At 40.7% G+C, this 21,857-nt stretch carries 19 protein-coding genes; 15 read left to right on the forward strand and 4 right to left on the reverse strand.

The annotated features are described in order from the left end of the window. The first annotated feature begins 55 nt into the window (after positions 1–55). From LOC50_RS06290 to LOC50_RS06305, 4 genes are all read left to right on the forward strand, one after another. A complete protein-coding gene (locus LOC50_RS06290; protein ID WP_013465000.1) occupies positions 56–1,270 on the forward strand; it encodes a thiamine pyrophosphate-dependent dehydrogenase E1 component subunit alpha in 1,215 nt (404 codons plus the stop codon). After that, positions 1,270–2,247, forward strand: a complete 978-nt coding sequence (locus tag LOC50_RS06295; RefSeq protein ID WP_010390106.1) for an alpha-ketoacid dehydrogenase subunit beta — start codon at positions 1,270–1,272, stop codon at positions 2,245–2,247. The genes LOC50_RS06290 and LOC50_RS06295 overlap by 1 nt, the downstream gene beginning before the upstream one ends. Positions 2,248–2,255: 8 nt before the next feature. Then, positions 2,256–3,824 carry a dihydrolipoyllysine-residue acetyltransferase gene (locus LOC50_RS06300; RefSeq protein ID WP_250653820.1) on the forward strand — a complete coding sequence of 523 codons (1,569 nt, stop codon included), beginning with the start codon at positions 2,256–2,258 and terminating at the stop codon, positions 3,822–3,824. Positions 3,825–3,959: 135 nt separating this feature from the next. Beyond that, complete coding sequence (locus LOC50_RS06305) at positions 3,960–5,288, forward strand: IS4 family transposase (protein ID WP_250653046.1); 1,329 nt, start codon at positions 3,960–3,962, stop codon at positions 5,286–5,288. Positions 5,289–5,346: 58 nt separating this feature from the next. Here the strand turns inward: LOC50_RS06305 and LOC50_RS06310 are convergent, their stop codons facing one another. Both LOC50_RS06310 and LOC50_RS06315 read right to left on the reverse strand, forming a co-directional pair. After that, complete coding sequence (locus LOC50_RS06310; protein WP_250653821.1) at positions 5,347–6,516, reverse strand: putative manganese transporter; 1,170 nt, start codon at positions 6,514–6,516, stop codon at positions 5,347–5,349. Between the two features lie 85 nt (positions 6,517–6,601). Then, complete coding sequence (locus LOC50_RS06315; RefSeq protein ID WP_036982626.1) at positions 6,602–8,230, reverse strand: M28 family metallopeptidase; 1,629 nt, start codon at positions 8,228–8,230, stop codon at positions 6,602–6,604. A 107-nt stretch (positions 8,231–8,337) separates the two neighbouring features. On the opposite strand from LOC50_RS06315, the gene LOC50_RS06320 reads away from it, so the two are divergent. The 5 genes from LOC50_RS06320 to LOC50_RS06340 all read left to right on the forward strand — a co-directional run bounded on the left by LOC50_RS06320 (position 8,338) and on the right by LOC50_RS06340 (position 12,443). After that, the gene (locus tag LOC50_RS06320; RefSeq protein WP_250653822.1) at positions 8,338–9,150 is read left to right on the forward strand and encodes a DUF3025 domain-containing protein; all 813 of its coding nucleotides are present in this window, start codon (positions 8,338–8,340) and stop codon (positions 9,148–9,150) included. Then, positions 9,147–9,935, forward strand: coding sequence for an ABC transporter ATP-binding protein (locus LOC50_RS06325; protein ID WP_036982630.1), 789 nt, complete (start codon positions 9,147–9,149; stop codon positions 9,933–9,935). The genes LOC50_RS06320 and LOC50_RS06325 overlap by 4 nt, the downstream gene beginning before the upstream one ends. Next, the gene (locus LOC50_RS06330; protein ID WP_036982632.1) at positions 9,928–11,136 is read left to right on the forward strand and encodes an ABC transporter permease; all 1,209 of its coding nucleotides are present in this window, start codon (positions 9,928–9,930) and stop codon (positions 11,134–11,136) included. Before LOC50_RS06325 ends, LOC50_RS06330 begins: the two co-directional genes overlap by 8 nt. Positions 11,137–11,309: 173 nt before the next feature. Beyond that, positions 11,310–11,684: a hypothetical protein gene (locus tag LOC50_RS06335; protein ID WP_139129360.1), complete on the forward strand. Its 375-nt coding sequence runs from the start codon at positions 11,310–11,312 to the stop codon at positions 11,682–11,684. A gap of 519 nt (positions 11,685–12,203) precedes the next feature. Then, positions 12,204–12,443, forward strand: a complete 240-nt coding sequence (locus tag LOC50_RS06340) for a DUF3955 domain-containing protein (protein WP_250653823.1) — start codon at positions 12,204–12,206, stop codon at positions 12,441–12,443. 9 nt (positions 12,444–12,452) lie between these two features. On the opposite strand, the gene LOC50_RS06345 is transcribed toward LOC50_RS06340, so the two are convergent. Both LOC50_RS06345 and LOC50_RS06350 read right to left on the reverse strand, forming a co-directional pair. Then, positions 12,453–13,085: a trimeric intracellular cation channel family protein gene (locus LOC50_RS06345; protein ID WP_036982642.1), complete on the reverse strand. Its 633-nt coding sequence runs from the start codon at positions 13,083–13,085 to the stop codon at positions 12,453–12,455. Positions 13,086–13,363: 278 nt separating this feature from the next. Continuing rightward, on the reverse strand, positions 13,364–14,380 hold the full coding sequence (locus tag LOC50_RS06350; protein ID WP_069439487.1) for a LacI family DNA-binding transcriptional regulator: 1,017 nt from the start codon (positions 14,378–14,380) through the stop codon (positions 13,364–13,366). A gap of 290 nt (positions 14,381–14,670) precedes the next feature. On the opposite strand from LOC50_RS06350, the gene glk reads away from it, so the two are divergent. From glk to LOC50_RS06380, 6 genes are all read left to right on the forward strand, one after another. Next, entirely contained in the window at positions 14,671–15,669 is a 999-nt protein-coding gene (gene glk, locus LOC50_RS06355) for a glucokinase (protein WP_214552710.1), read from the forward strand. A 29-nt stretch (positions 15,670–15,698) separates the two neighbouring features. Further along, entirely contained in the window at positions 15,699–16,712 is a 1,014-nt protein-coding gene (locus LOC50_RS06360; RefSeq protein ID WP_250653824.1) for a LacI family DNA-binding transcriptional regulator, read from the forward strand. A 337-nt stretch (positions 16,713–17,049) separates the two neighbouring features. Further along, the gene (edd, locus tag LOC50_RS06365; RefSeq protein WP_250653913.1) at positions 17,050–18,900 is read left to right on the forward strand and encodes a phosphogluconate dehydratase; all 1,851 of its coding nucleotides are present in this window, start codon (positions 17,050–17,052) and stop codon (positions 18,898–18,900) included. 33 nt (positions 18,901–18,933) lie between these two features. Next, positions 18,934–19,566, forward strand: a complete 633-nt coding sequence (gene eda / locus LOC50_RS06370) for a bifunctional 4-hydroxy-2-oxoglutarate aldolase/2-dehydro-3-deoxy-phosphogluconate aldolase (protein WP_036982648.1) — start codon at positions 18,934–18,936, stop codon at positions 19,564–19,566. Further along, a complete protein-coding gene (gene gap / locus LOC50_RS06375) occupies positions 19,563–20,567 on the forward strand; it encodes a type I glyceraldehyde-3-phosphate dehydrogenase (protein ID WP_036982650.1) in 1,005 nt (334 codons plus the stop codon). Before eda ends, gap begins: the two co-directional genes overlap by 4 nt. 135 nt (positions 20,568–20,702) lie before the next feature. Further along, positions 20,703–21,827, forward strand: coding sequence for a sterol desaturase family protein (locus LOC50_RS06380; protein ID WP_250653825.1), 1,125 nt, complete (start codon positions 20,703–20,705; stop codon positions 21,825–21,827). The last annotated feature ends 30 nt before the right edge of the window (positions 21,828–21,857 follow it).

A 21,857-nucleotide genomic window follows, 5' to 3' on the forward strand; every position in this document is an offset into this window, starting at 1 on the left:
CCATAATAATAATCCAAAGGGGCGCTGTGATACCGACAACAAAAGAAGGTAGGTTATGAGTAATCCCAATAACGTATCGCTGAATATTAATCATGAGCTTGAGTTTATTGATGGCCACGCACTTAATATTCCAACCCTGAGTATTTTAACTGAGGACGGCGACATTCATCCTAGTGCTCCTGCACCTGATATTTCTAAACACACCGCTATTAAATTATACGAAACCATGCGTTTTATTCGTTTGCTTGATGAACGTATGCAGGGTGCTCAACGCCAAGGCCGCGTCAGCTTTTACATGCAATGTTTAGGGGAAGAAGCGGCGGTAACAGCCTCTGCTGCAGCCCTTGAACAAGATGACATGATCATGGCGCAATATCGTGAACAAGCAGCCTTGCACTACCGTGGATTTACCCTTGATCAATTTATGAACCAAATGTTTTCTAATGAATTAGATTTAGGTAAAGGCCGTCAAATGCCGATTCATTATGGTTCTAAAGCACTTAACTACATGACCATTTCATCACCTTTGGGAACACAAATTCCACAGGCTACGGGTTACGCATATGGTCAAAAAGTAAAACACATTGATGCTAAAACAGGTGAACTAGCAAGTACTATTGATAACGTTACTATTTGTTATTTTGGTGAAGGGGCTGCTTCAGAAGGTGACTTTCATGCAGGCTTAAATATGGCTGCAGTACATAAAGCACCGGTTATCTTTTTTGCACGTAATAATGGTTATGCTATTTCAACCCCAGCCGATGAGCAATTTAAAGGCGATGGGATTGCATCGCGTGGTGTGGGTTATGGTATTAAAACCATTCGTGTTGATGGCAGTGATGCGCTCGCCGTTTACGCGGCAACTAAAAAAGCTCGCAAAATTGCTGCGACACAAGGTGAACCGGTATTAATTGAATCGATAGCGTATCGTTTAGGTGCGCATTCAACATCAGATGATCCAAGCGGTTACCGTTCAAAAGATGAAGAAGCAAACTATAAAACATGCCCAATTGAGCGATTTAGAAAATGGTTAGTAAAACAAAATTGGTTAGATGACGCAGAAGATATCAAAGCAAAAGAAACAATTCGTGATGATATTTTAGCGGCACTCAAACGTGCTGAAGTAATTGATAAGCCGGCGTTAGAAGAGCTAATTTCAGATGTTTACGATACGCCAATTCCATCTCTACAACGTCAATATGATGAACTTAAAACGCACATAAAAGCACATCCAGACGCCTACCCAACAACAGCAGGGAGAATTAAGTAATGGCTAAAATGAACATGCTACATGCAATTAATTCTGCTTTAGATATCACCATGAATGAACATCCTCAAGCGTGTATTTTTGGTGAAGACGTGGGTTATTTTGGCGGTGTTTTTAGAGCAACATCAGGGTTACAAGAAAAGTACGGTAAGCATCGCGTATTCAATACCCCGCTCACAGAGCAAGGTATTTTAGGCTTTGCTAATGGTTTGGCAGCCTTTGGTGCACCTGCATTGGCAGAGATTCAATTTGCTGATTACATCTTTCCTGCGTTTGACCAAATAGTGAATGAATCTGCTAAGTTTCGTTATCGTAGTGGTAATGAGTTTAATGTGGGTAATCTAACGATTCGTACACCTTACGGTGGCGGTATTGCTGGTGGTTTGTATCACTCGCAATCGCCAGAAGCGTACTTTGCTCACACGCCAGGGTTAAAAATTGTCGTGCCGCGTAACCCGTACCAAGCTAAAGGCTTACTGCGTGCGTGTATTAAAGACGACAACCCAGTGCTATTTTTTGAGCCCAAACGTTTATACCGCGCTTCAACTGGTGAAGTGCCTGAAGAAGATTACAGCATTGAACTTGGTAAAGCTGAAGTGGTTCAAGAGGGCACTGACGTTACTTTATTGGCGTGGGGCGCACAAATGGAAATCGTAGAAGCAGCCGCTAAACAAGCCAGTGAGCAAGGTATTAGCTGTGAGGTGATTGACCTTCGCAGTATTTTACCGTGGGACGTTGAAACGATTGCTAAATCAGTGACAAAAACGGGTCGGCTTATTGTTAGTCATGAGGCACCTATTACTAATGGGTTTGGCGCTGAAATTGCCGCAACCATCGCTCAAGAGTGTTTCTTGCATTTAGAGTCGCCTATTTTACGTGTCTGTGGTTTAGATACACCATACCCGCTGGCGCTTGAAAAAGAATATGTTCCAGATGCATTGAAAGTAATGGCCGCAATTAAACAATCAGTGAACTTTTAGGGGTTTCCATGGCTAAAGATTTTATATTACCCGACATTGGTGAAGGCATTGTTGAATGCGAAGTAGTCGAATGGCTGGTACAAGAAGGTGATACAGTAAAAGAAGATCAGCCTATTTGTGATGTGATGACAGACAAAGCCTTAGTGCAAATTCCTGCGGTACACGATGGAGTGATCACTAAGCTGCATTGCAAAAAAGGCGACATTGCTAAAGTGCATGCGCCGTTATTTGCAATGGATGTTGCCGGGGAAGCACCCAGCGAAAAGGCTGAAACATCATCTGTACCAGCATCTACTCGTGAACATTTAGAAGATTTTATCTTACCCGACATTGGTGAGGGTATTGTTGAGTGTGAAATTGTTGAATGGTTAGTGGCAGAGGGTGATGAAATAGAAGAAGATCAAGCCGTTTGTGATGTAATGACCGATAAAGCGCTAGTACAAATACCGGCTAAATACACAGGTACAGTGCAAAAGCTGTATTATCAAAAAGGTGAAATTGCAAAGGTGCATAGCCCACTATTTCAAATGACGATTGCAGGGCAAGCAGCAAAAGAAGATGTTGATGTTAACCAAGCTGTTGTAAAAGCACAAAGTAACGCAACGTCAGACTCACCCGCTAAGCAAACGCAAACTGCTATAGTTAACGAAAAAGCGGTTGCATCACCGGCGGTTAGGCGTAAAGCGCGTGAGCTTGACGTTGATTTAACCTGCGTACCAGGTAGTGGTAAAAATGGCCGTATTTATAAAGAAGATATTGAAGCGTTTATAAAAAATGAAGTGCCATCTGGCATGGATACCTCTGAGCTTAACAAGCCACAAACGACTCAGAGTAAAAGCACTCGTAGTACTGGACACGCAACTAGTTCGGGTGGAACGCGAACAGAAGCAATTAAAGGGATTAAAGCGGCCATGGCAAAACAAATGGTGGCGTCGGTTTCTACTATTCCACATTTTACCTACAGTGATGAAATTGACTTAACTGCTTTAATTGCACTTCGAACTGATCTTAAAGAGCAATATAAAGCACAGGGCGTTAAACTTACGATGATGCCGTTTTTTATTAAGGCGTTATCCTTGGCAATGACTGAATTCCCGGTACTTAACTCAAAAGTAAACGATGATTGCAGTGAAATTACCTACTACGATGATCACAATATTGGGGTTGCAGTGGATTCTAAAGTGGGCTTATTAGTACCAAATATTAAAGCCTGCCAAACTAAAAGTATTGTAGAGGTAGCTAATAATTTAACGCAATTAACTGACTCAGCTCGAGAAGGCCGCGTAGCACCAGATGATTTAAAAGGCGGTACTATTAGTATTTCCAATATTGGTGCGATTGGTGGCACTATAGCTACGCCAATTATTAATAAGCCAGAAGTGGCGATTGTTGCCTTAGGTAAATTACAGCACCTTCCGCGCTTTGACGAGCAAGGGCAAGTGGTATCGCGTGCAATTATGCAAGTAAGTTGGTCAGGGGATCACCGCGTAATTGATGGCGGCACTATCGCGCGCTTTAATAATTTATGGAAAGAATACCTAGAGCAGCCAGCTAAAATGATGATGGCAATGCGCTAACTCTTCATATTCATTTATAAATTAAAAAACCAGCAACTAGCTTAATGCAGATCAGTTAAGAATATTTTTATGATCACTTGACTGATCTTTCCATGGCTTCAAAATCCGATATTAGAAATAATATCGGATTTTTTTATGTCTCTCATTCAGCACTTCGATAACATGTCTTCATTTTTAAATGATGTACATACACTAGATAAACTTAAACAGGTTCTTGACCCTGATATTCTTGAACAAGCATTTAAACATGCAGGTGTTGCTACTGTGCGTAAAAGGCGATTACCGCTAGAAGCTATTATGTGGTCTGTAATTGGAATGAGTTTATTCCGAAACGAAACCGTTTGGGATATCGCTAATAGACTCGACATCTCTTTACCCGGAAAAAACAAATTAGTCGCGCCAAGTGCGCTAGTTCAAGGCCGACAAAGGTTAGGCTATGAGTCAGTCCAACATACATTTCAATTACTTGCACACAAAACCTTTTCCACCCAGTCTTTTGAACAATGGTGCGGACTTAATTTACTCGCTGTTGATGGCGTTAGTTTTCGAACTCATGATAATCAAGATAACAGAGAAGCATTTGGCAGTGACAGTAATCAACATGGAGAAGTAAGCTACCCACAAGTACGAATGTGTAGCCTTATGGAAGTATCTAGCCATTTACTGTTAGATAGCAGCTTTGACTCCCGTCGCATAGGTGAAATGAGCTTAGCTCAACGACTATTACCAGCCGTACCAGATAATTCTCTTACCTTGTTTGACCGCGGCTATTACTCATTAGGACTGTTGCATCAGTGGCAAAACCAAGGAGATAACAGTCACTGGATGTTACCCGCGAGGAAGGATTTACAGTATCAAGTTGAACATAGTATAAATGACAATGATAAAATAGTGATTTTGTCCACAAGTCCTCAAGCCAGAAAGAAATTTGAGTCATTACCAGAGACCTTGATGGCAAGATTAACCACCTATAAAGTGGATGGAAAAAGCTATCGTGTTCTCAGCTCTCTCATTGACCCTTTACGATTTCCATATGAAGAATTAACAGAGGTTTATACTCAACGCTGGGAAATTGAGCTGGCGTTTAGAGAAATAAAGCAGGGGTTGAATCATAGCAAACACACGTTACGTAGTAAGAAACCAGACATGGTACGTCAAGAGTTATGGGGGTTATTACTCGCTTACAATTTAATACGTATCGTCATGCTTGATGCAACTAAAGATGAGGATATTTTGCCTACACAGCTAAGCTTTAGCCAATCTATGCGACAGGTTATCGCTTTCTTTATGTTTACGCCAATACATAGTGCAAGTAAGTTGCCTATTCATTACGATGAGTTACTGACAACACTTAGATTGTTTATATTACCCGATAGGTTACCAGATAGGCATTATCCAAGGGTGATAAGAAAGAAGCCGAATAAGTACCCCTATAAAAGAAAATGCCAGTCAGTTCTTAACTGACTGGCATTAAGCAACTAGCTGGTTTTTTAATAACTTAATAAATAAAAGCTAGACTGATTTAGCTCAGAAAATACAGGCCATAACCAACCATTAATGCCGGTATGGCGGTATAAATTGTAGCAATAATAGCCGCTTTGGGTGTCATTGCAATGGCTGGGAAAAGCGCATCGCCATCGTTGGAAATGGCGTTTGCTGCTAAAGCACTAAACGGTATCACACCTTGAATGTATAACGTGGTCACAATGATTTGCGGCCCACAACCGGGTAAAAAACCAATTAATACCGCAATTAAAGGTGCTAAATAGGCATAATTTACAAACCATGTTTTTAAATCAAGACCAAACACTGTCACCAATAGTTCAAATAATATAAAGGAAGCAACCACCCACGCGGTTACAAAATGCGTATCTTGCAGTACTTTTGTGAATTGTGAAGGTGGACTGCATATATCCTCTTCTGAGGTTACTTCTTTATAGCTTTCACCTTTTGAAGATAACGCCCACATAAATACGACAAACAACGCCATTAATGCGCCAAAATGAGTAACAGTGATTGTGGTGTACTGTCCAAATTGGCTCAAATCAATATTAAAAGCGAGTAAAAAGGCAATGAGTAACCCCGGAATAATAGCGATGTACCAAATAGGCTTACTGAGCGTAATTATTTTCGTCGGTAAAAGGGTAACTTGTGGTGTGTGCTTTTGATAAGTTGGGCATAAGTAGCCTGTTTTATGAAGTGTGTTGACGATTAAACCCGTTACTGAGCCAACCACAAACCCTATTGCCATGATGGTTAAACCCTCGGTAGGGCGAGTCGCTAATAATAAAAACGCGGCATCACCCATAGTGGCCGTTAATACGGCAACAATTGCGCCAAAGCTTGCTTGGCCTTTTGTAAATTGAGTCACCACAATAATCGCGCCACCACAGCCCGGTAACATACCTAAAAAAGCAGCAAAGCTGACCTCTAATGCCGGTGACTTAGCATTAAGGTAACGAAGCTCTAGTTGGGGTAAATGATCAATCGCGTAGTAGTAAATAAATAAGGTCGCAGCAACAAACACACTGACTTGAAAAAAAGCATCACTGAGCGCAGTAATTGTTATGGCGCGTAAGCTGGGCAGGGCTAAACAGGCTAAAATTAACAGAGGTAAAATTAGGCGTTTATTTTGATGAAAAACACGTTTTGCAGTTGGCGAAATAACTCCTAAATGGGATGTTAAAAACATACAGTACGACCTAATTAAAGAATGAGATCGCACTGTACTATTTTATTAAATGATAATCAATATCATTTGCATGTTGGCGCAGTAGTTACTTTTTACGTTGAAACTCTGAGTTTTCATTCCACGTAGGCCACTGAGTTTGTTGTGAAATATCAAAACCTACTTTATAAAATAATTGTAAATCTTGAACCGCACCTGATAAATCCCACTCATCGCGGTATCTATCACAAGGTTGATGGTAACAACCACGCAGTACTAAGCTCATACGCTTACGGTAGTTTGCAGTTTCTTCATCAAACGCTTGCGTACCGCCACCGGCATACATGGCAGGAACACCCATATTAGCAAAGGCAAAGTGATCTGAGCGGTAGTAACCACCTGAAGATGGTTTAGGGTCGCCCGATACCGTTCTGCCTTGCTCTTTGGCCGCAGTTGCTAATAGCTCATCCATTTGTGATTTACCAATACCCACCACACTAATATCTTTTACTTTACCTAATAGGTTTAAGCTGTCCATATTAATATTTGCAACGGTTTTATTAGCTGGAATAACTGGATTCGCAGCATAATATTTCGAGCCTAATAAACCTTGCTCTTCAGCGGTTACCGCTAAAAAGGTCATTGAACGGTCAGGGCGTTTACCTAGTTTGGTAAAGGCTTCGGCAACTTCTATCATACCGGCTGTACCTGTTGCGTTATCGTGTGCGCCGTTATAAATTTGATCGCCTTTACGGTTTTTATCCGTTCCTAAATGATCCCAATGCGCAGAGTAAATAATATGCTCATCGGGTGTTTTACTACCAGGAAGAGTGGCAATAAAGTTATAAGATACCGATTTTTTGATGGTGTTTTTTACATTCACAGTGGCTGTTAAATCGCCCATATCAACATGGTAAGCACCTTTGGCCGCGTTTGCTTTGGCGGTTTCAAAGTCAAGGCCTGCTTTAGAAAAAAGCTCTTTTGCTACATCAACAGTAACCCAGCCTTCAACAGCAACACGGTCCATATTATTGTTTTCTTTTACGAAACCAAATTGTTCGCCACTCCATGAGTTCTCAACCACAGACCAAGGGTAAGACGCTGGAGCAGTTTCATGAATAATAATAGCGCCTGCAGCGCCTTGACGGCTTGCTTCTTCGTATTTGTAAGTCCAACGGCCGTAATAGGTCATTGCATCGCCGGTGAATAAAGCAGGATCTTTAGTTGCAAAACCCGGATCGTTTACCAGCATAACAACGGTTTTACCTTTAACATCTAGGCCTTCGTAATCATTCCAGTTATATTCAGGTGCGTTAACACCGTAGCCCACAAATACAAGCTCCGAGTTTTCAATTCCTTCTTGCGCACTAATACGGCTGCTGCCCATAACCATGTCTTTTTTGTATTGGTAGTCTTTACCGCCAATATTAAGCACCATATCAGAGTCTGCTTCTAACGATACAAGCGGCACTTCTTGGAAAAAGCTGTCGCCATTACCCGGCTCAAAGCCTAAAGCAGTAAATTCTTTTGTTAAGTAATCAAGCGTAAGCTTTTCACCTTCAGATGAAGGAGCACGTCCACCAAATTCATCAGAAGCTAACACTTTTACATGCTTAGCAATTTCATCCGCTTGAATGCTGTTGTAGCCTTTAGCGACATCATCAGAGGTGATACTTGTTGTTGCACAGCCGGCTAAAATTGCCGTTGTGATTAGGGTCAAAGAAAAATAACGTTTCATATTGGCTCTTTTTTTGTTCTAAGTGACGTTAGTATATGAACTTCTGTTAATTAGAACCAGTTTTTGCGGTAAACTGTTGCTGATAAAAATGTACAGTAAAGGTAACAATGAAGCGTTTTACTCCTCCAGAAAAATTTCAAGTAACGAGTCTAAATGGAGGTGCATTTGAGCACCTTCGTCAGCTGTTTAAAATAGATCAGCAAACAGACTGGCCTGAGCCTGCGTACTTTACCCCATATTTAAACGCTATCAATGCTAATAATCTCCCCATTCGTTTGGTCGATGATGCCAAGGTTGATTTTGCTGAGCGCTATTATGAACAAGTCATTTTTGAAACAGGGGACGTGCCCACCCGACAACAAAACTGGCATGATCTGTTTGGTGGTTTTATTTGGTGCTTATTTCCAAAAACAAAAGCCCTTATTAATCAGCGTCATGTTGATGAAATAGCGTTGCATGGGTTAAAACAGCGTAGCAAACATCGTAACGCTTTAACCCTGTTTGACGAATGCGGTGTGGTTTTAGCTATTAGCGAATCACAGTGGAAGGAGTGGTTAAGAGATCATCAATGGAAAACAACCTTCATCGAACATAGAGAGCTGTGGGGTAAAACCATTGCGCCTTTTATGTTTGGCCATGCTAACTACGAAATGTTGACTAAACCTTATATTGGACTGACTGGCAAAGCCTTATTTGTAAATGTACCGGATGAAATATTTTGTAAAGATTTAGTAACGCAATACCAGTACCTAGATCAGCGCATTTATGAGATGATTAAAACTGATGATTGTTTAGCCGATAACAAACAGCTTTCACCTTTACCTTTATTAGGTGTTCCTGGTTGGTGTGATGAGAATAACAATCCATCATTTTACGATAACACGGACTATTTTAGACCGAAACGAAGGACACGAAAATGATAGAAGTTACCGCGCTTAAAAAGAAGTTTAAGCTCACTAAAGATCATAAAAAAAATAAAATAGATGATATAGACCCCCGTGAAGATAAAGATTATTTTCACTCGGTTAAAAATGTCAGCTTTAGCTGTGCAAAAGGCGAAGTCTTAGGGCTGTTAGGGCCTAATGGTGCGGGCAAAACCACGACATTAAGAATGATCTCTACCGCTTTAAAACCTGATGATGGCAGTATTACTATTGCAGGAAACGACATAATTAAAAAGCCACTCATTGGGCGCAAGTGTATTGGTTTTTTATCCGGCTCTACTGGTTTATATGGTCGTTTAACGGTAAAAGAAAACATAGAGTATTTTGCAAAACTGCACGGCATGAGCAAGCAGGCTATTAAGGCACGCTGTGAAGAGTTATTTACCTTACTCGATATGCATAAATTTATTGATAAGCGCGCTGAGAACCTATCAACCGGCATGAAGCAAAAAGCCAACATTGCGCGTGCTGTGGTACATCACCCAGACGTTGTTATTCTCGATGAGCCAACTACCGGTCTCGATATTATGACTACCCAAACGGTGATCAACTTTATTAAAGGCTTAAAAGCACAAGGTACTCCTGTTATTTTTTCTACGCATCATTTAGATGAAGTTGCGCTTTTATGTGACCGCGTTGCGGTAATTAATGAAGGCGTTAGTTGTTTTGATGGCACGCTTGCTGAATTTAAACAGGAAGGCAACAGTGAAGAATTAAATCAAGCGTTTATGAACATATTAACGGAGAAACATGATGTTTGAAGTATTTAAAAAGGAATTAACAGAGCTACTACGCGATAAAAAAACCTTATTGTTCGTGGTGATATTTCCTATTGTGGTTTTTCCGTTGTTATTTGCTGTGGTTGCGTTTATATCCTCGCAAGCTGCGCTTGATGCTGAACAAAAAGTAAATACCTATGTGATTATCAATGGCGACTATGCACCAGAATTTTCTGATAAAGTGTTTTATCACAAAAGCTTTGAGTTATATAAAGGTGATAAAACTTTCAACAGTGTTGAGGAGCTAAAAACAGGTGTTAATGCCGGCGATATCGACATGGGTATATACCTGCCAAGCGATGCAGTGCAAACATTAAATGAGCAACAGCAAAGCGAATGGCAAGTTGTATTTAATGACTCAAAATCAATTAACTTCTTATTTGAGCGTGTAAAAGAGCTTGCTAAAGAGTACAGCGATACTTTACAAGAAAGTAAACTACTGAGCTTTGGTATAGATAAAAGCGCACAAGAAGCTATTTTAAAGCCAGTTAATGTGGTTAAAGTAGATACTGCCGATAAACGCGAAAACCTAGGTGAAAAAGTGGGTGGGTTTTTACCTTATTTACTTATCCCGTTAGTACTGGTAGGCGCAACGTATCCGGCTATTGATTTAGGGGCCGGTGAAAAAGAACGAGGTACCTTAGAAACGTTATTACTTACGCCTATTACTCGTACTGAGCTAGTATTGGGTAAATTTATTACTCTATTAACCACGTCAATTGCATCAACCACTATAACCGTAATTAGTATGGGGTGTTGGATAGCCTTAGCGCTGGCATTTGCTGATCTTGAATTTATTAAAGCCGCTTTTAGTACATTGGCTATCACAGACTTACTGATGATTTTTGTATTATTATTGCCTATAGCAGCAACCTTTTCTGCATTAGCTCTGGCAATATCAATCTATGCACGCTCGTTTAAAGAAGCGCAAAATTACATGACGCCATTAAGCATGGTCGTGTTTTTCCCGATTATTATTTCAATTATGCCTAATATGGAACTGAGCTCAAAAACAGCGTTTATTCCGGTAACTAACGTCGCTTTAGCGATTAAAGAAATTGTTAAAGGCACCGTCGATTACACGCTGGTGGGATTGATATTCCTAGCAACAGCATTCATCGCTGGGGCACTACTGGCATTTTGTGTGAAATGGTTTAACCGTGAAGATGTACTATTTAGGTAAAATAACATAGACCATAAAAAAGCATCACGTGAGTGATGCTTTTTTCGAAGCTATGCATTTAAGGTAGTTTGAATTATGTAATTAAATAGTTAAACTTTATTATTATAACTATGGACTAACCAAACAAGGATGGATTCTTGTAAATACCCCTTTTTTATCTCTCACTATTGAGTATGAGCTGCACTTTTTGCTCGCTAACATACACAACACCATTACGCGCAAAAACTATTCAGCCAACTACCCAGGTAGGCACGTGGCAAAATAAAGACGAATACGGCGATGGCGTGCCTAATGAACAGGATGTTTATCCGTTTGATGCAAATTTATCGGCAGCGACTTATTTTCAAGAATCAGAATTAAACGATAATCTAGGCAAAGCTGAAAACTTAAACTCAAAAATACCGTATTTTGTTTCAGGTGTAGTACAGCAAACACAAGATTTAGATTTGTTTAAGTTCTCAATAAATAAGGCAGAGCGGGTATCAGTTGTACCTAATACAACGAACTCAAATTTTAGACCCACTTCACTGAGCGAAATTCGAAAGTAAATAAAAGATATATTAAAGTAGCTGTTGTTGGGTGTTTTTAATTTAGGTAGTAAGGTTGATATGCAAGATTTAGTATACAAGTATGGACAAAGAGTTATTTCTTTTCTGATCGTTATTACATTGCTCGTTAATTGGGAAATGTATTCAATTATAGGGGCGGTTAGATTGACGCTTGCAAATAACTTGCTAATAATTATATGGATTATTCTTTTATTTACCTTTGCCGTGCAGCAGCAATTAATGAGTGTTCTCGTTTAGCCGTGCTCCTAGGTGCTATACAACTTAGGCTACGCGTTTTAAAATAAGCCCAGCGTACCCGCATTATGCTCGAACGGGATTTATTATAGATAAAGGTGACGACCATTTTTACTATATGTCTAAACGTATCGCTTAAAAGCTAATTGCCCCAATTTTAGGCGTTTGTAATGGTAACTTAATTCTTTGTTCAGTCACTCTAAATGACTGTGTGATGATACAAAGATAAAACACTATTTTATAAGAGTCACCACGGGTCATACTATGCACTTACTTACTAATAAAACATTGATGCTTGGTTTTTGCTTGTTACTAACAGGCGTTATTTTTATGCTTGTAGAGAATAGTTATTATCAATACGTTGATAATAACGGTGTATTGCATGAAAGCTTATTTTTGCCTTTGAGTATGCTGTGTTTTGCTTTGGGGTTATTTTTTGTGGCCAGTTTATTAGCCCGCAAAGTAATAGGGCTCTTTAAAAGCGCTAGTGGAGGTGGGCATTAACCGCTGTTGTTATTGCTCATTATTTAAATTAGAGGGCTCTAACAAACTAAATGTAGGTAAGCGCCATTTAAAGCGTACCGATGCCATTCGAATTAAATAACCTACCACTAAACTTGCAACCACGCTGATATTGTCATCAATGTTGTAGTGGTGCAGTGCTAAGTATAAACAAGCAACAATAAGCGCTACGCTTGCGTAAAGTTCATGATGAAGTACTAATGGCGCTTGTCGACAAATTAAATCACGTAACAACCCACCAAATACACCGGTTACTATGGCTGCAACTACACAAATTCCATAGTGCAAACCCATATTTAGCCCAACTTGGCAGCCAATTATACTAAATGCGGCAAGCCCTAGGGCATCTAGGCGCATAAATATGCCTTTAAATTTAACCACCCATTTTGCCAACCAAGTAGTCACAATACCGGCTAGGCAAGTGATCATTAAATATTCTGGGTGTTTTACCCAAGTCAGTGGGTAATTACCTAATAAAATATCTCGCACGCTGCCACCACCAATTGCTGTAGCACTGGCCACTAACATAACACCAAACCAATCCATGTTTCTGCGTCCAGCGCTAAGAGCACCAGTCATGGCTTCTGCTGTAATACCCATAATATAAACGATGGTTAAAAGCATGAGATGATCACTTGAAAATTTAACATGAAAATAAAAGTGCGATTGTAGAGATAAAATAGTGCATTGACGAGTGAAAAATTACATTAAAAACAGCCACTTTCAGATTAAAAAAACTAATGTTATAGCAAGGTGTGAATAGCCTGTTAATGCAAAGAAACCACTTGCTTTAGTGTTAAAAACAAAAAGGACAAATGACCGTAAAAACGCAATAAAGCCTGAATAAATTTAAGGGTGACAGGGTGTTATTGCCTTTTTTTTGCTAGTTTTTAAAAGCGGTGTTAGCTCGACCCACGTGCAATTAAACGCGGGGGCAGTAGGGTGCTTTGTACTTGTTCACCACGAATCAGTTTTAATAAGTTCTCAACTAACATTTGCCCCGCTATAGTGGTGTTTTGTTCTATGGTTGTCAGCGGCGGATTTATGTAACTGGCAATAGATATATTATCAAAGCCAATTACGGCCACATCTTTTGGTACATTTATATTGGCTTCTTTTAAAGCCCGTATTGCGCCTATTGCAATAAGGTCGCTGGCAGCAAAAAGTGCATTAAAGGTAATGTTATTAGCAATTAACGAACGCGTGGCATGATAGCCAGACTCTTCAGTAGAAATAGCGTTAGCAATTTTACGATCATTAAGTGTAATACCATTTTGTTGTAACGCGTCTTTAAAACCATTGAAACGGGCAAAAAATTCAGGGCTATGATCAGAGGCATCGCCTATAAACGCGCAGTCTTTGCGGCTATGTGCCAAAAAATGCTCAGCGGCGAGTTTACCGCCGCCATAATTATCACAACTTATGGTTAAATCAGGGCGGTTATCAACACTTGCTCCCCAGCAAACAAACTTGGTGTTTTGTTCAAGCAAGGTGTTAAATTTTGGCTGAAAATCAATGTAGTCGCCATAACCCAATAAAATGATGCCATCTGCACGGTGACTGTCTTCGTAATCTGCCTGCCAATCAGCACTTGCCGATTGAAATGACACGAGTAAATCGTAACCCTCTTTAGCGCAGGCACGGGTAATACTGCCCAGCATGGCTAAAAAAAACGGGTTTATTTGTGACTCATCTGAGGTAGGGTCTTCAAACAACAATAATGCTAAGGTACTGCTTTGTTGAGTGCGAAGGTTACTGGCGTTTTTGTCTACTTTGTAATTAAGTTTTTTAGCAATATCGTGAACACGTCTTCGTGTTTCGTCATTTACCAGTGGACTATTTCGTAAAGCACGAGAAACTGTAGATTGAGACACCCCAGCATAATGGGCTATATCAAACGAGGTGGCTTTACCTTTCATCACGATTACTTACTAAAGAGGACAATAAGAGGCTATTCTCGTTTATTGATGGATTTTTTCAAGCTTATTTATCAATAAAGGCATTTTTTTATTGATTTTGACATGACACCGGTGTCACAATAGGGGCGTTTTATCATTTTGTTGTCAAAACGTATTAGCTACCTTTATTATTTAAGGTAGCTTTTTTTACAGTGATAGCTGCTTTGAGGTGATAGCTCAAAGTAAATAAGTATCAATGATACCCCATTAAAATAATAAGTACTCATTACTTAAACAAAAGAGATAACACTATGGGTTTACACTCTAGCACACACTTTGATCCTATTCTGGTTGCCGATATTGGCGGCACAAATGCTCGTTTTGCGTTGATCACTGGGTTCGACGAATCAAGTAATCAATTTACCATTGAGCATAATCTTACGTTTCCCAGTGCTAACTATGGATCGCTCGAAAGTGCTACCGAGTACTACTTATCAACAGTGTCTCATATAAATCCTAAACGTGCGTGCTTAGCAGTAGCAGGCCCTATAAATGCAGGGCAAGTTCACTTAACTAATTTAGGTTGGCACTTTAGCGTCAATGATTTTAAACACCACTTTGACCTTACTCAATTAAGCGTTATAAATGACTTTGCTGCTTTTGCCTACGCAGCACCGTATTTAGACCCTTCACAAAATGTCACTGTTAAACCTGGTCAAGCGGATGAGTCTGCCAATATAGGTGTAATGGGTCCAGGCACTGGTTTTGGTGCAGCGTGCTTAGTTAGAACCGCACATTCATGCGCGGTGATGAGTTCAGAAGGCGGGCATATTTCCTTAGCAGCCGTTAATCAACTCGACGCTCAACTTATTCAAGAACTCAAAAAAGACCACCCACATGTATCGGTAGAAACGGTATTTTCGGGCCCTGGCATTGCTCATTTGTACAAAGCGATGGCTGCAGTTAAAGGGGTCGCCGCAAAGAATTTAGACGCTGCACAAATTAGTAGCTTAGCCAATAGTGGTGAATGCGAAGTGTGTGAAGCAACCCTTAATCAATTTTGTGATTGGATTGGCAGTGTTGCAGGCGATTTAGCGTTGGCCTACGGCGCCTTAGGCGGCCTTTATATTGGCGGTGGCATATTACCAAGAATGCAGGCTCGTTTACTGGAAAGCCGCTTTATTGAGCGCTTTTCGCAAAAAGGCATTATGTCGCAGTACACAGGTCAAATACCGGTCACATTAGTAACACAAGACAACATTCCTTTAATTGGTGCTGCCGCGTGTTTGCATACGAGTCAACAGGTTTAATTACGTTGCATACATTTGGAAATAAATAGATGAAAAAAGTCACTATAAACAGCGTTGCCAGTCATGCAGGTGTTTCTAAAAAAACCGTATCGCGAGTACTCAACAATGAGCCTAATGTCAGTGCAGCTACACGCGAAAAAGTGTTAGCGGTATTTAAAGAACTAGATTACACCCCAAACCCGATTGCTCGAGGACTTGCACAAAACCGTAGTTTTATTATTGGTTGCTTATACGACAATCCAAGTAAAAGTTATATCACCCGTGTGCAAACAGGCGCATTGGCTGCATGCCAAGAAAACAACTATAACTTGTTGATTCACCCTTGTGAGCTCAGAGGTGAGGCACTTATTAATAACATAGAGCAGCTATTACAGTCATCACGCCTTGACGGTTTAGTACTTACGCCACCATTTTGTGACTTTTCAGAACTGGTTGATTTTTTAAAGTCGAGAAAAATTCCTTATGCCCGAGTGGCTTCTGCTATTTTAGAAGATGACTCTATTTCTGTTACCAGTAATGACGAGCAGGGCGCATTTGAGATTACCGAACATTTAATAAACCTAGGGCATACCTCTATCGCGTTTATTAAAGGTCACCCAGATCACAGTGCTACACAGCAGCGTTTTAAAGGCTACAGACGCGCACTGGCAACCCATGGTATTGAATTTAACGAACGCTTAGTTGAAGAGGGTAACTTTAGTTACCATTCAGGGGTAGACAGTGCCCGTAGTATTTTAGATTTATCTCCACGTCCTACTGCTGTATTTGCATCGAATGATTACATGGCAGCCGCTGTACTTAAATTAGCCACTCAGCGCAACTTACGCGTTCCAGACGATATTTCTATTGCAGGCTTTGATAATGCGCCCATAGCGCGCCATATATGGCCAGGCCTAACGACCATTGCTCAACCTGTAGAAGAAATGACTAAACAAGCGGTTACCCAATTAATTACCCACATTATTGAGCCGCAAGAGTCGCCTTATAAAGTGATTTTAGAAGCAAAATTAATCACGCGTGAGTCTACCGCAGCCGTAAAATAACATCGCTTTTTCACAGTAGCCCGAGTATGAGTGACGCTTACTCGGGCTTTTTTTTATCTGCATTTTAATCTTCATTATTTTCCACTGATATTTCATTAAAAATTCACGTTTATTTATTGTACATGCTAAAAAAAAGAAGTATTTTTATTACTAAGGGTTGACACCGGTGTCATTGTCATGCGTTAATGACTGACACCGGTGTCAGGGTTGTTGTGAGAGGCTCCCTGGTAGCGTACCTTTGAACGGGTAAGTCAAAGATGCTCAGTACAGTTATTTTCGTGGAGTCTATAGTTGTTACTGAGCCTTTATCCTCTAACGAATAGAGATGAGTAAAATTATGTTGCACCCTCGAATTCAAGAAGTCACAGAACGCGTTATTGAGCGCAGTAAACAAACCCGTAAAGCCTATTTAGAGCGTATTTCGCACGCCAAAAAACAAACAAGAGTTCGTGCTGGATTAGGCTGTGGCAATATTGCTCATGTAATGGCTGCGTGTAGCAGCGATGACAAAGCGCGTTTAAAAGCAGACGAGGTGCCAAACCTTGCAATTATCAATTCATATAACGACATGTTATCTGCGCATGTGCCTTACAAAGAATACCCCGATTTAATTAAAAGCATTGCCACTAAATTTGACGCCACCGCGCAAGTTGCTGGCGGCGTACCTGCGATGTGTGATGGTGTGACCCAAGGGCGTGACGGCATGGAGCTATCGCTTTTTTCTCGTGACGTTATTGCTATGTCTACTGCGGTTTCGTTATCGCATGACGTGTTTGATGGTGTGTTTTGTTTAGGCGTATGTGACAAAATCGTCCCAGGTCTATTAATTGGTGCTTTATCATTTGGCCACCTACCTGTGTACTTTTTACCGGCAGGGCCAATGCAGTCAGGAATTCCAAACAAAGACAAAGCACGTGTTCGTCAGAAGTTTGCGCAAGGACTGGTATCTCGTGAAGAGCTACTAGAAGCTGAAAGCGCTTCTTACCATAGCGCCGGTACCTGTACATTTTATGGCACTGCAAATTCAAACCAAATGCTAATGGAAATTATGGGCTTACACCTTCCAGGTAGCTCGTTTATAAATCCATACACAGAACTGCGTGATGGCTTAACCGGTAATGCGGTTGAAACTATGCTTAAGCAGCTTACTGAAAACAAAGATGGCCCGTGTTTAGCGGATGTGATCAGCGAAAAAACTATAATTAACGGCTTAGTTGGGTTGTTATCAACAGGTGGCTCAACCAATCATGCAATCCATATTGTGGCGATTGCTAAAGCGGCCGGTATTCAAGTTACATGGAAAGACATGTCTGATTTATCAGCGGTTGTTCCACTACTGACGCGTATTTACCCAAATGGCTCAGCAGATGTTAATCACTTTCAAGCAGCCGGCGGAATGGGCTTCTTAATGCGAGAATTAGCAGGTGCTGGTTACCTTCATACAGACGTAACCACTATTTTAGGCGAAGGCCTTGCACCTTACATGTGTGAGCCACTACTCGATAAAGACGACAACCTAATTATGAGTGATGCGAACGGCCCAAGCAAAGTTAAGTGGGTAGCGTGTCCAGAAAACTCACATGATGAAGAAGTACTTCGCCCAGTAAGTAACCCATTTAGTAAGCAAGGTGGTTTACAGCTACTAACGGGTAACTTAGGTAAAGCGGTTATTAAAGTTTCTGCGGTTGCAAAGTCTCATCAAGTGGTGTCGGCACCGGCTAAAGTATTTAGCTCACAAGGTGAGTTACAAGATGCCTACAGCCGTGGCGAACTAAACCAAGATTTCATTGCTGTTCTTAAAGAGCAAGGCCCTAAGGCTAAAGGCATGCCAGAGCTTCATAAGCTCACGCCGGTAATGGCAACATTACAAGATCAGGGCTATAAAGTAGCTATTGTTACCGACGGACGTATGTCGGGCGCATCAGGCAAAGTACCAGCGGCAATCCACTTAGCTCCTGAAGCGGTAGAAGGTGGCATTATAGCTAAAATCCATGAAGGCGATATTGTTACTTTAGATGCGCCTAATGGTATTTTAAAAGTGCATGTAAGTGATGAAGAGCTTGCTAAACGAGAGCCGCAAATTAGCCAAGCAAGCCAAACGTTTGGTACAGGTCGTGAATTATTTACTGGATTTAGAAATATCGTAAGCAGTGCCGATTTAGGTGCAAGTGCTTTTGGACTTGAATAATAATTAGCCATATTGGGTAATGAGGAACAAGTAATGAGTATTGAAAAAATCTTAGCATCGGCACCGGTAGTGCCAGTGGTGGTAATCGAAAAATTAGAAGATGCCGCACCACTTGCAAGAGCGTTATATAACGGTGGCTTAAAAGCACTTGAAATTACACTGCGTACACCCATTGCAGCTGAGGCTGTAAAACTAATGAAAGCGGAAGTGCCCGAAGCTTATGTTGGTACAGGTACTGTGGTGGATAAAGCAAGCTTTAACGCATCAGTAGAGGCGGGTGCTGACTTTATGGTAAGCCCAGGTGTTAGCGATGAGTTATTAGCGCTGGCAAAAGAGTCTTCTATTCCATTTTTACCCGGTGCAGCGACCCCAAGCGAAGTGATGAACTTAGCTGCTCATGGTTTTAAGTTCTTAAAGTTTTTTCCTGCAGAAGCTGCAGGCGGTGCTGCTATGCTTAAATCTATTGGCGGCCCATTACCTGATATTACTTTTTGTCCAACCGGTGGCATTAGTTTAGCAACCGCTCCTGATTACTTAGCACTTAACAATGTTATTTGCGTAGGTGGTACCTGGATGTTAGATAAGCAACTTATTGAAAATAAAGACTGGCAAGCTATTGAAACGCTTGCTCGCCAAGCATGTGAAGTTAATAGGAGTCAAAAATGATTAATGTAGCAATTAATGGCTACGGCCGAATTGGTCGTAATGTATTGCGTGCACTGTATGAATCAGCGCAAAATAATGAAATTAAAATTGTGGCTATTAACGATTTAGCCCCAGCCAATGTAAATGCTCATCTGACTCAGTTTGACTCAGTACATGGTCGTTTTTCACAGCAAGTAACACTTAAAGATAACACTATGCTAATTGGCGATGATGTGATCACGCTAACGCAAGAACGTGACCCTGCTAATTTACCATGGAAAGCGTTAAACGTTGACATAGTACTTGAATGTACGGGGTTATTCACGTCACGCGAAGCAGCTAATAAGCATATTGAAGCCGGTGCTAAAAAAGTAGTGGTATCGGCACCTGGTACAGATATGGATGCAACGGTAGTGCATGGTGTAAATAGCGATGTAATTAATGCCGATAGCAACATCATCTCAAACGCGTCGTGTACAACCAACTGTTTAGCGCCAGTAGCCAAAGCAATAAACGATACGGTAGGGATTGAACAAGGTAGCATGACTACTATTCACGCTTATACCAACGATCAAAATTTATCGGATGTATACCACCCAGATTTATACCGTGCGCGAAGTGCAACTCAATCTATGATCCCAACTAAAACGGGTGCTGCAAAAGCGGTTGGATTAGTTCTGCCTGAACTTGCCGGTAAACTAGATGGTATGGCGGTACGTGTACCAACCATTAATGTGTCGTTAGTTGATTTAACATTTATTGCTAAGCGTAACACAAGTATTGAAGAAATTAACCAAGTAGTTAAAGCAGCCTCAGAAGGGCCAATGAAAGGTATTTTAGAGTACAACGAGCTGCCGCTTGTTTCTATCGACTTTAACCATAACCCAGCCTCATCTATTTTTGATGCAACGCAAACGCGTGCTGATGGTAAATTGGTTAAAGTAATGGCGTGGTACGACAACGAATGGGGTTTCTCAAACCGCATGTTAGATCAAGTTAAAGCGCTGGGTGCTTATTTATAATTTTTCCGTGTAGTTAAATTTTACTTTATCCAGCCAAGCCACGCACTGCGTGGCTTTTTTTGTGTTTTAGTTAGCCCAAAGTTTGCTAGAATATACGCCCTAGAATAGGGACTGCATATTATATTAAGGGAAATAATGCTAAAACACGTCACTAAAAAAATATTTCGTACTAGCCACCTACAAATCGGTGAGGGTAATATCAGCGGTTATATTGCTTGCTTTTTGGCAATATTAAGTTGCTTAGGAGTGCTTGCATTCCACTTTCCTGAATATTTAACGACTCCCGAATTACGCAAAAGCTATAGCGTCGAGTTTTTACGTCAGCTTATGTTTGTTGCCCTTATTATTTCAGGAAGTCTAGGCTTACTAAATTTTGTACGAAATACCAATAAGCGTTTGGGTGCGACTGCGTGGTTTTTTATCGTACTGGCAATTGGCTTTGGCGGTCCGAATGTTGAAGTGAATGACTTTGCAGATAACACCCCTTATATTGGCTTAGACTGGTTTATATTAGACTTATTAGGCTCAACCTTAATTTTTATTTTAATTGAAAAACTGCTTCCGCATCGAAAAGAGCAAAAAATATTGCGTAGTGAATGGCGCGGGGATTTAAACCATTTCTTTGTTAATCACTTAATAGTGGGTTTTGTATTACTGGTTACGAATCATTTTGTGCATTATGGTTTTGGTTGGGCGGTGTCGAGCACATTACAAGGTTACATAGCGCAAATGCCGTTTATACTGCAGCTATTTTTAATTATTTTGGTGGCTGATCTAATGCAGTATTGGACACATCGTGCGTATCACGAAGTCCCCTTTTTATGGCGATTTCATGGTGTGCACCACAGTGCCAAAGAAATGGATTGGCTCGCAGGCTCTCGTCAGCATATTTTAGAAATACTGATCACCCGTAGTTTAGTGTTAACGCCTATATTTGTGCTGGGTTTTTCACAGCAAATTATTAGTTTGTACGTGATTATTGTAGGCTTTCAAGCGGTATTTAATCACGCCAACGTAAATGTAAAATTTGGGTGGTTAAAGTATCTTATGGTTACACCGCAGTTTCATCATTGGCATCACGCATCCGACAAAGCCGCAATTGATAGAAATTATGCAGCCCATTTTTCGTTTTTAGATTACTTGTTTGGGACTGCAGTAAAAGGGCAAGCAGAGTGGCCTAAAGAATATGGGGTTGTGGGTGATTACATGCCTGTAGGTATGCTGAAGCAACAAATTTACCCGTTTAAAAAACAAAAATAGTGTTCAATTTTAGCTTGCGGCCATAATATT

The organism is Pseudoalteromonas sp. SCSIO 43095 (genome assembly GCF_023650455.1).
GTDB lineage: Bacteria > Pseudomonadota > Gammaproteobacteria > Enterobacterales > Alteromonadaceae > Pseudoalteromonas > Pseudoalteromonas tetraodonis.

Bases quoted from the DNA above. Each gene is read 5' to 3' on its own strand.
- LOC50_RS06290 (WP_013465000.1), top strand. From the start codon at position 56: ATGAGTAATCCCAATAACGTATCGCTGAATATTAATCATGAGCTTGAG.
- LOC50_RS06295 (WP_010390106.1), top strand. From the start codon at position 1,270: ATGGCTAAAATGAACATGCTACATGCAATTAATTCTGCTTTAGATATC.
- LOC50_RS06300 (WP_250653820.1), top strand. From the start codon at position 2,256: ATGGCTAAAGATTTTATATTACCCGACATTGGTGAAGGCATTGTTGAA.
- LOC50_RS06305 (WP_250653046.1), top strand. From the start codon at position 3,960: ATGTCTCTCATTCAGCACTTCGATAACATGTCTTCATTTTTAAATGAT.
- LOC50_RS06310 (WP_250653821.1), bottom strand. From the start codon at position 6,516: ATGTTTTTAACATCCCATTTAGGAGTTATTTCGCCAACTGCAAAACGT.
- LOC50_RS06315 (WP_036982626.1), bottom strand. From the start codon at position 8,230: ATGAAACGTTATTTTTCTTTGACCCTAATCACAACGGCAATTTTAGCC.
- LOC50_RS06320 (WP_250653822.1), top strand. From the start codon at position 8,338: ATGAAGCGTTTTACTCCTCCAGAAAAATTTCAAGTAACGAGTCTAAAT.
- LOC50_RS06325 (WP_036982630.1), top strand. From the start codon at position 9,147: ATGATAGAAGTTACCGCGCTTAAAAAGAAGTTTAAGCTCACTAAAGAT.
- LOC50_RS06330 (WP_036982632.1), top strand. From the start codon at position 9,928: ATGTTTGAAGTATTTAAAAAGGAATTAACAGAGCTACTACGCGATAAA.
- LOC50_RS06335 (WP_139129360.1), top strand. From the start codon at position 11,310: ATGAGCTGCACTTTTTGCTCGCTAACATACACAACACCATTACGCGCA.
- LOC50_RS06340 (WP_250653823.1), top strand. From the start codon at position 12,204: ATGCACTTACTTACTAATAAAACATTGATGCTTGGTTTTTGCTTGTTA.
- LOC50_RS06345 (WP_036982642.1), bottom strand. From the start codon at position 13,085: ATGCTTTTAACCATCGTTTATATTATGGGTATTACAGCAGAAGCCATG.
- LOC50_RS06350 (WP_069439487.1), bottom strand. From the start codon at position 14,380: ATGAAAGGTAAAGCCACCTCGTTTGATATAGCCCATTATGCTGGGGTG.
- glk (WP_214552710.1), top strand. From the start codon at position 14,671: ATGGGTTTACACTCTAGCACACACTTTGATCCTATTCTGGTTGCCGAT.
- LOC50_RS06360 (WP_250653824.1), top strand. From the start codon at position 15,699: ATGAAAAAAGTCACTATAAACAGCGTTGCCAGTCATGCAGGTGTTTCT.
- edd (WP_250653913.1), top strand. From the start codon at position 17,050: ATGTTGCACCCTCGAATTCAAGAAGTCACAGAACGCGTTATTGAGCGC.
- eda (WP_036982648.1), top strand. From the start codon at position 18,934: ATGAGTATTGAAAAAATCTTAGCATCGGCACCGGTAGTGCCAGTGGTG.
- gap (WP_036982650.1), top strand. From the start codon at position 19,563: ATGATTAATGTAGCAATTAATGGCTACGGCCGAATTGGTCGTAATGTA.
- LOC50_RS06380 (WP_250653825.1), top strand. From the start codon at position 20,703: ATGCTAAAACACGTCACTAAAAAAATATTTCGTACTAGCCACCTACAA.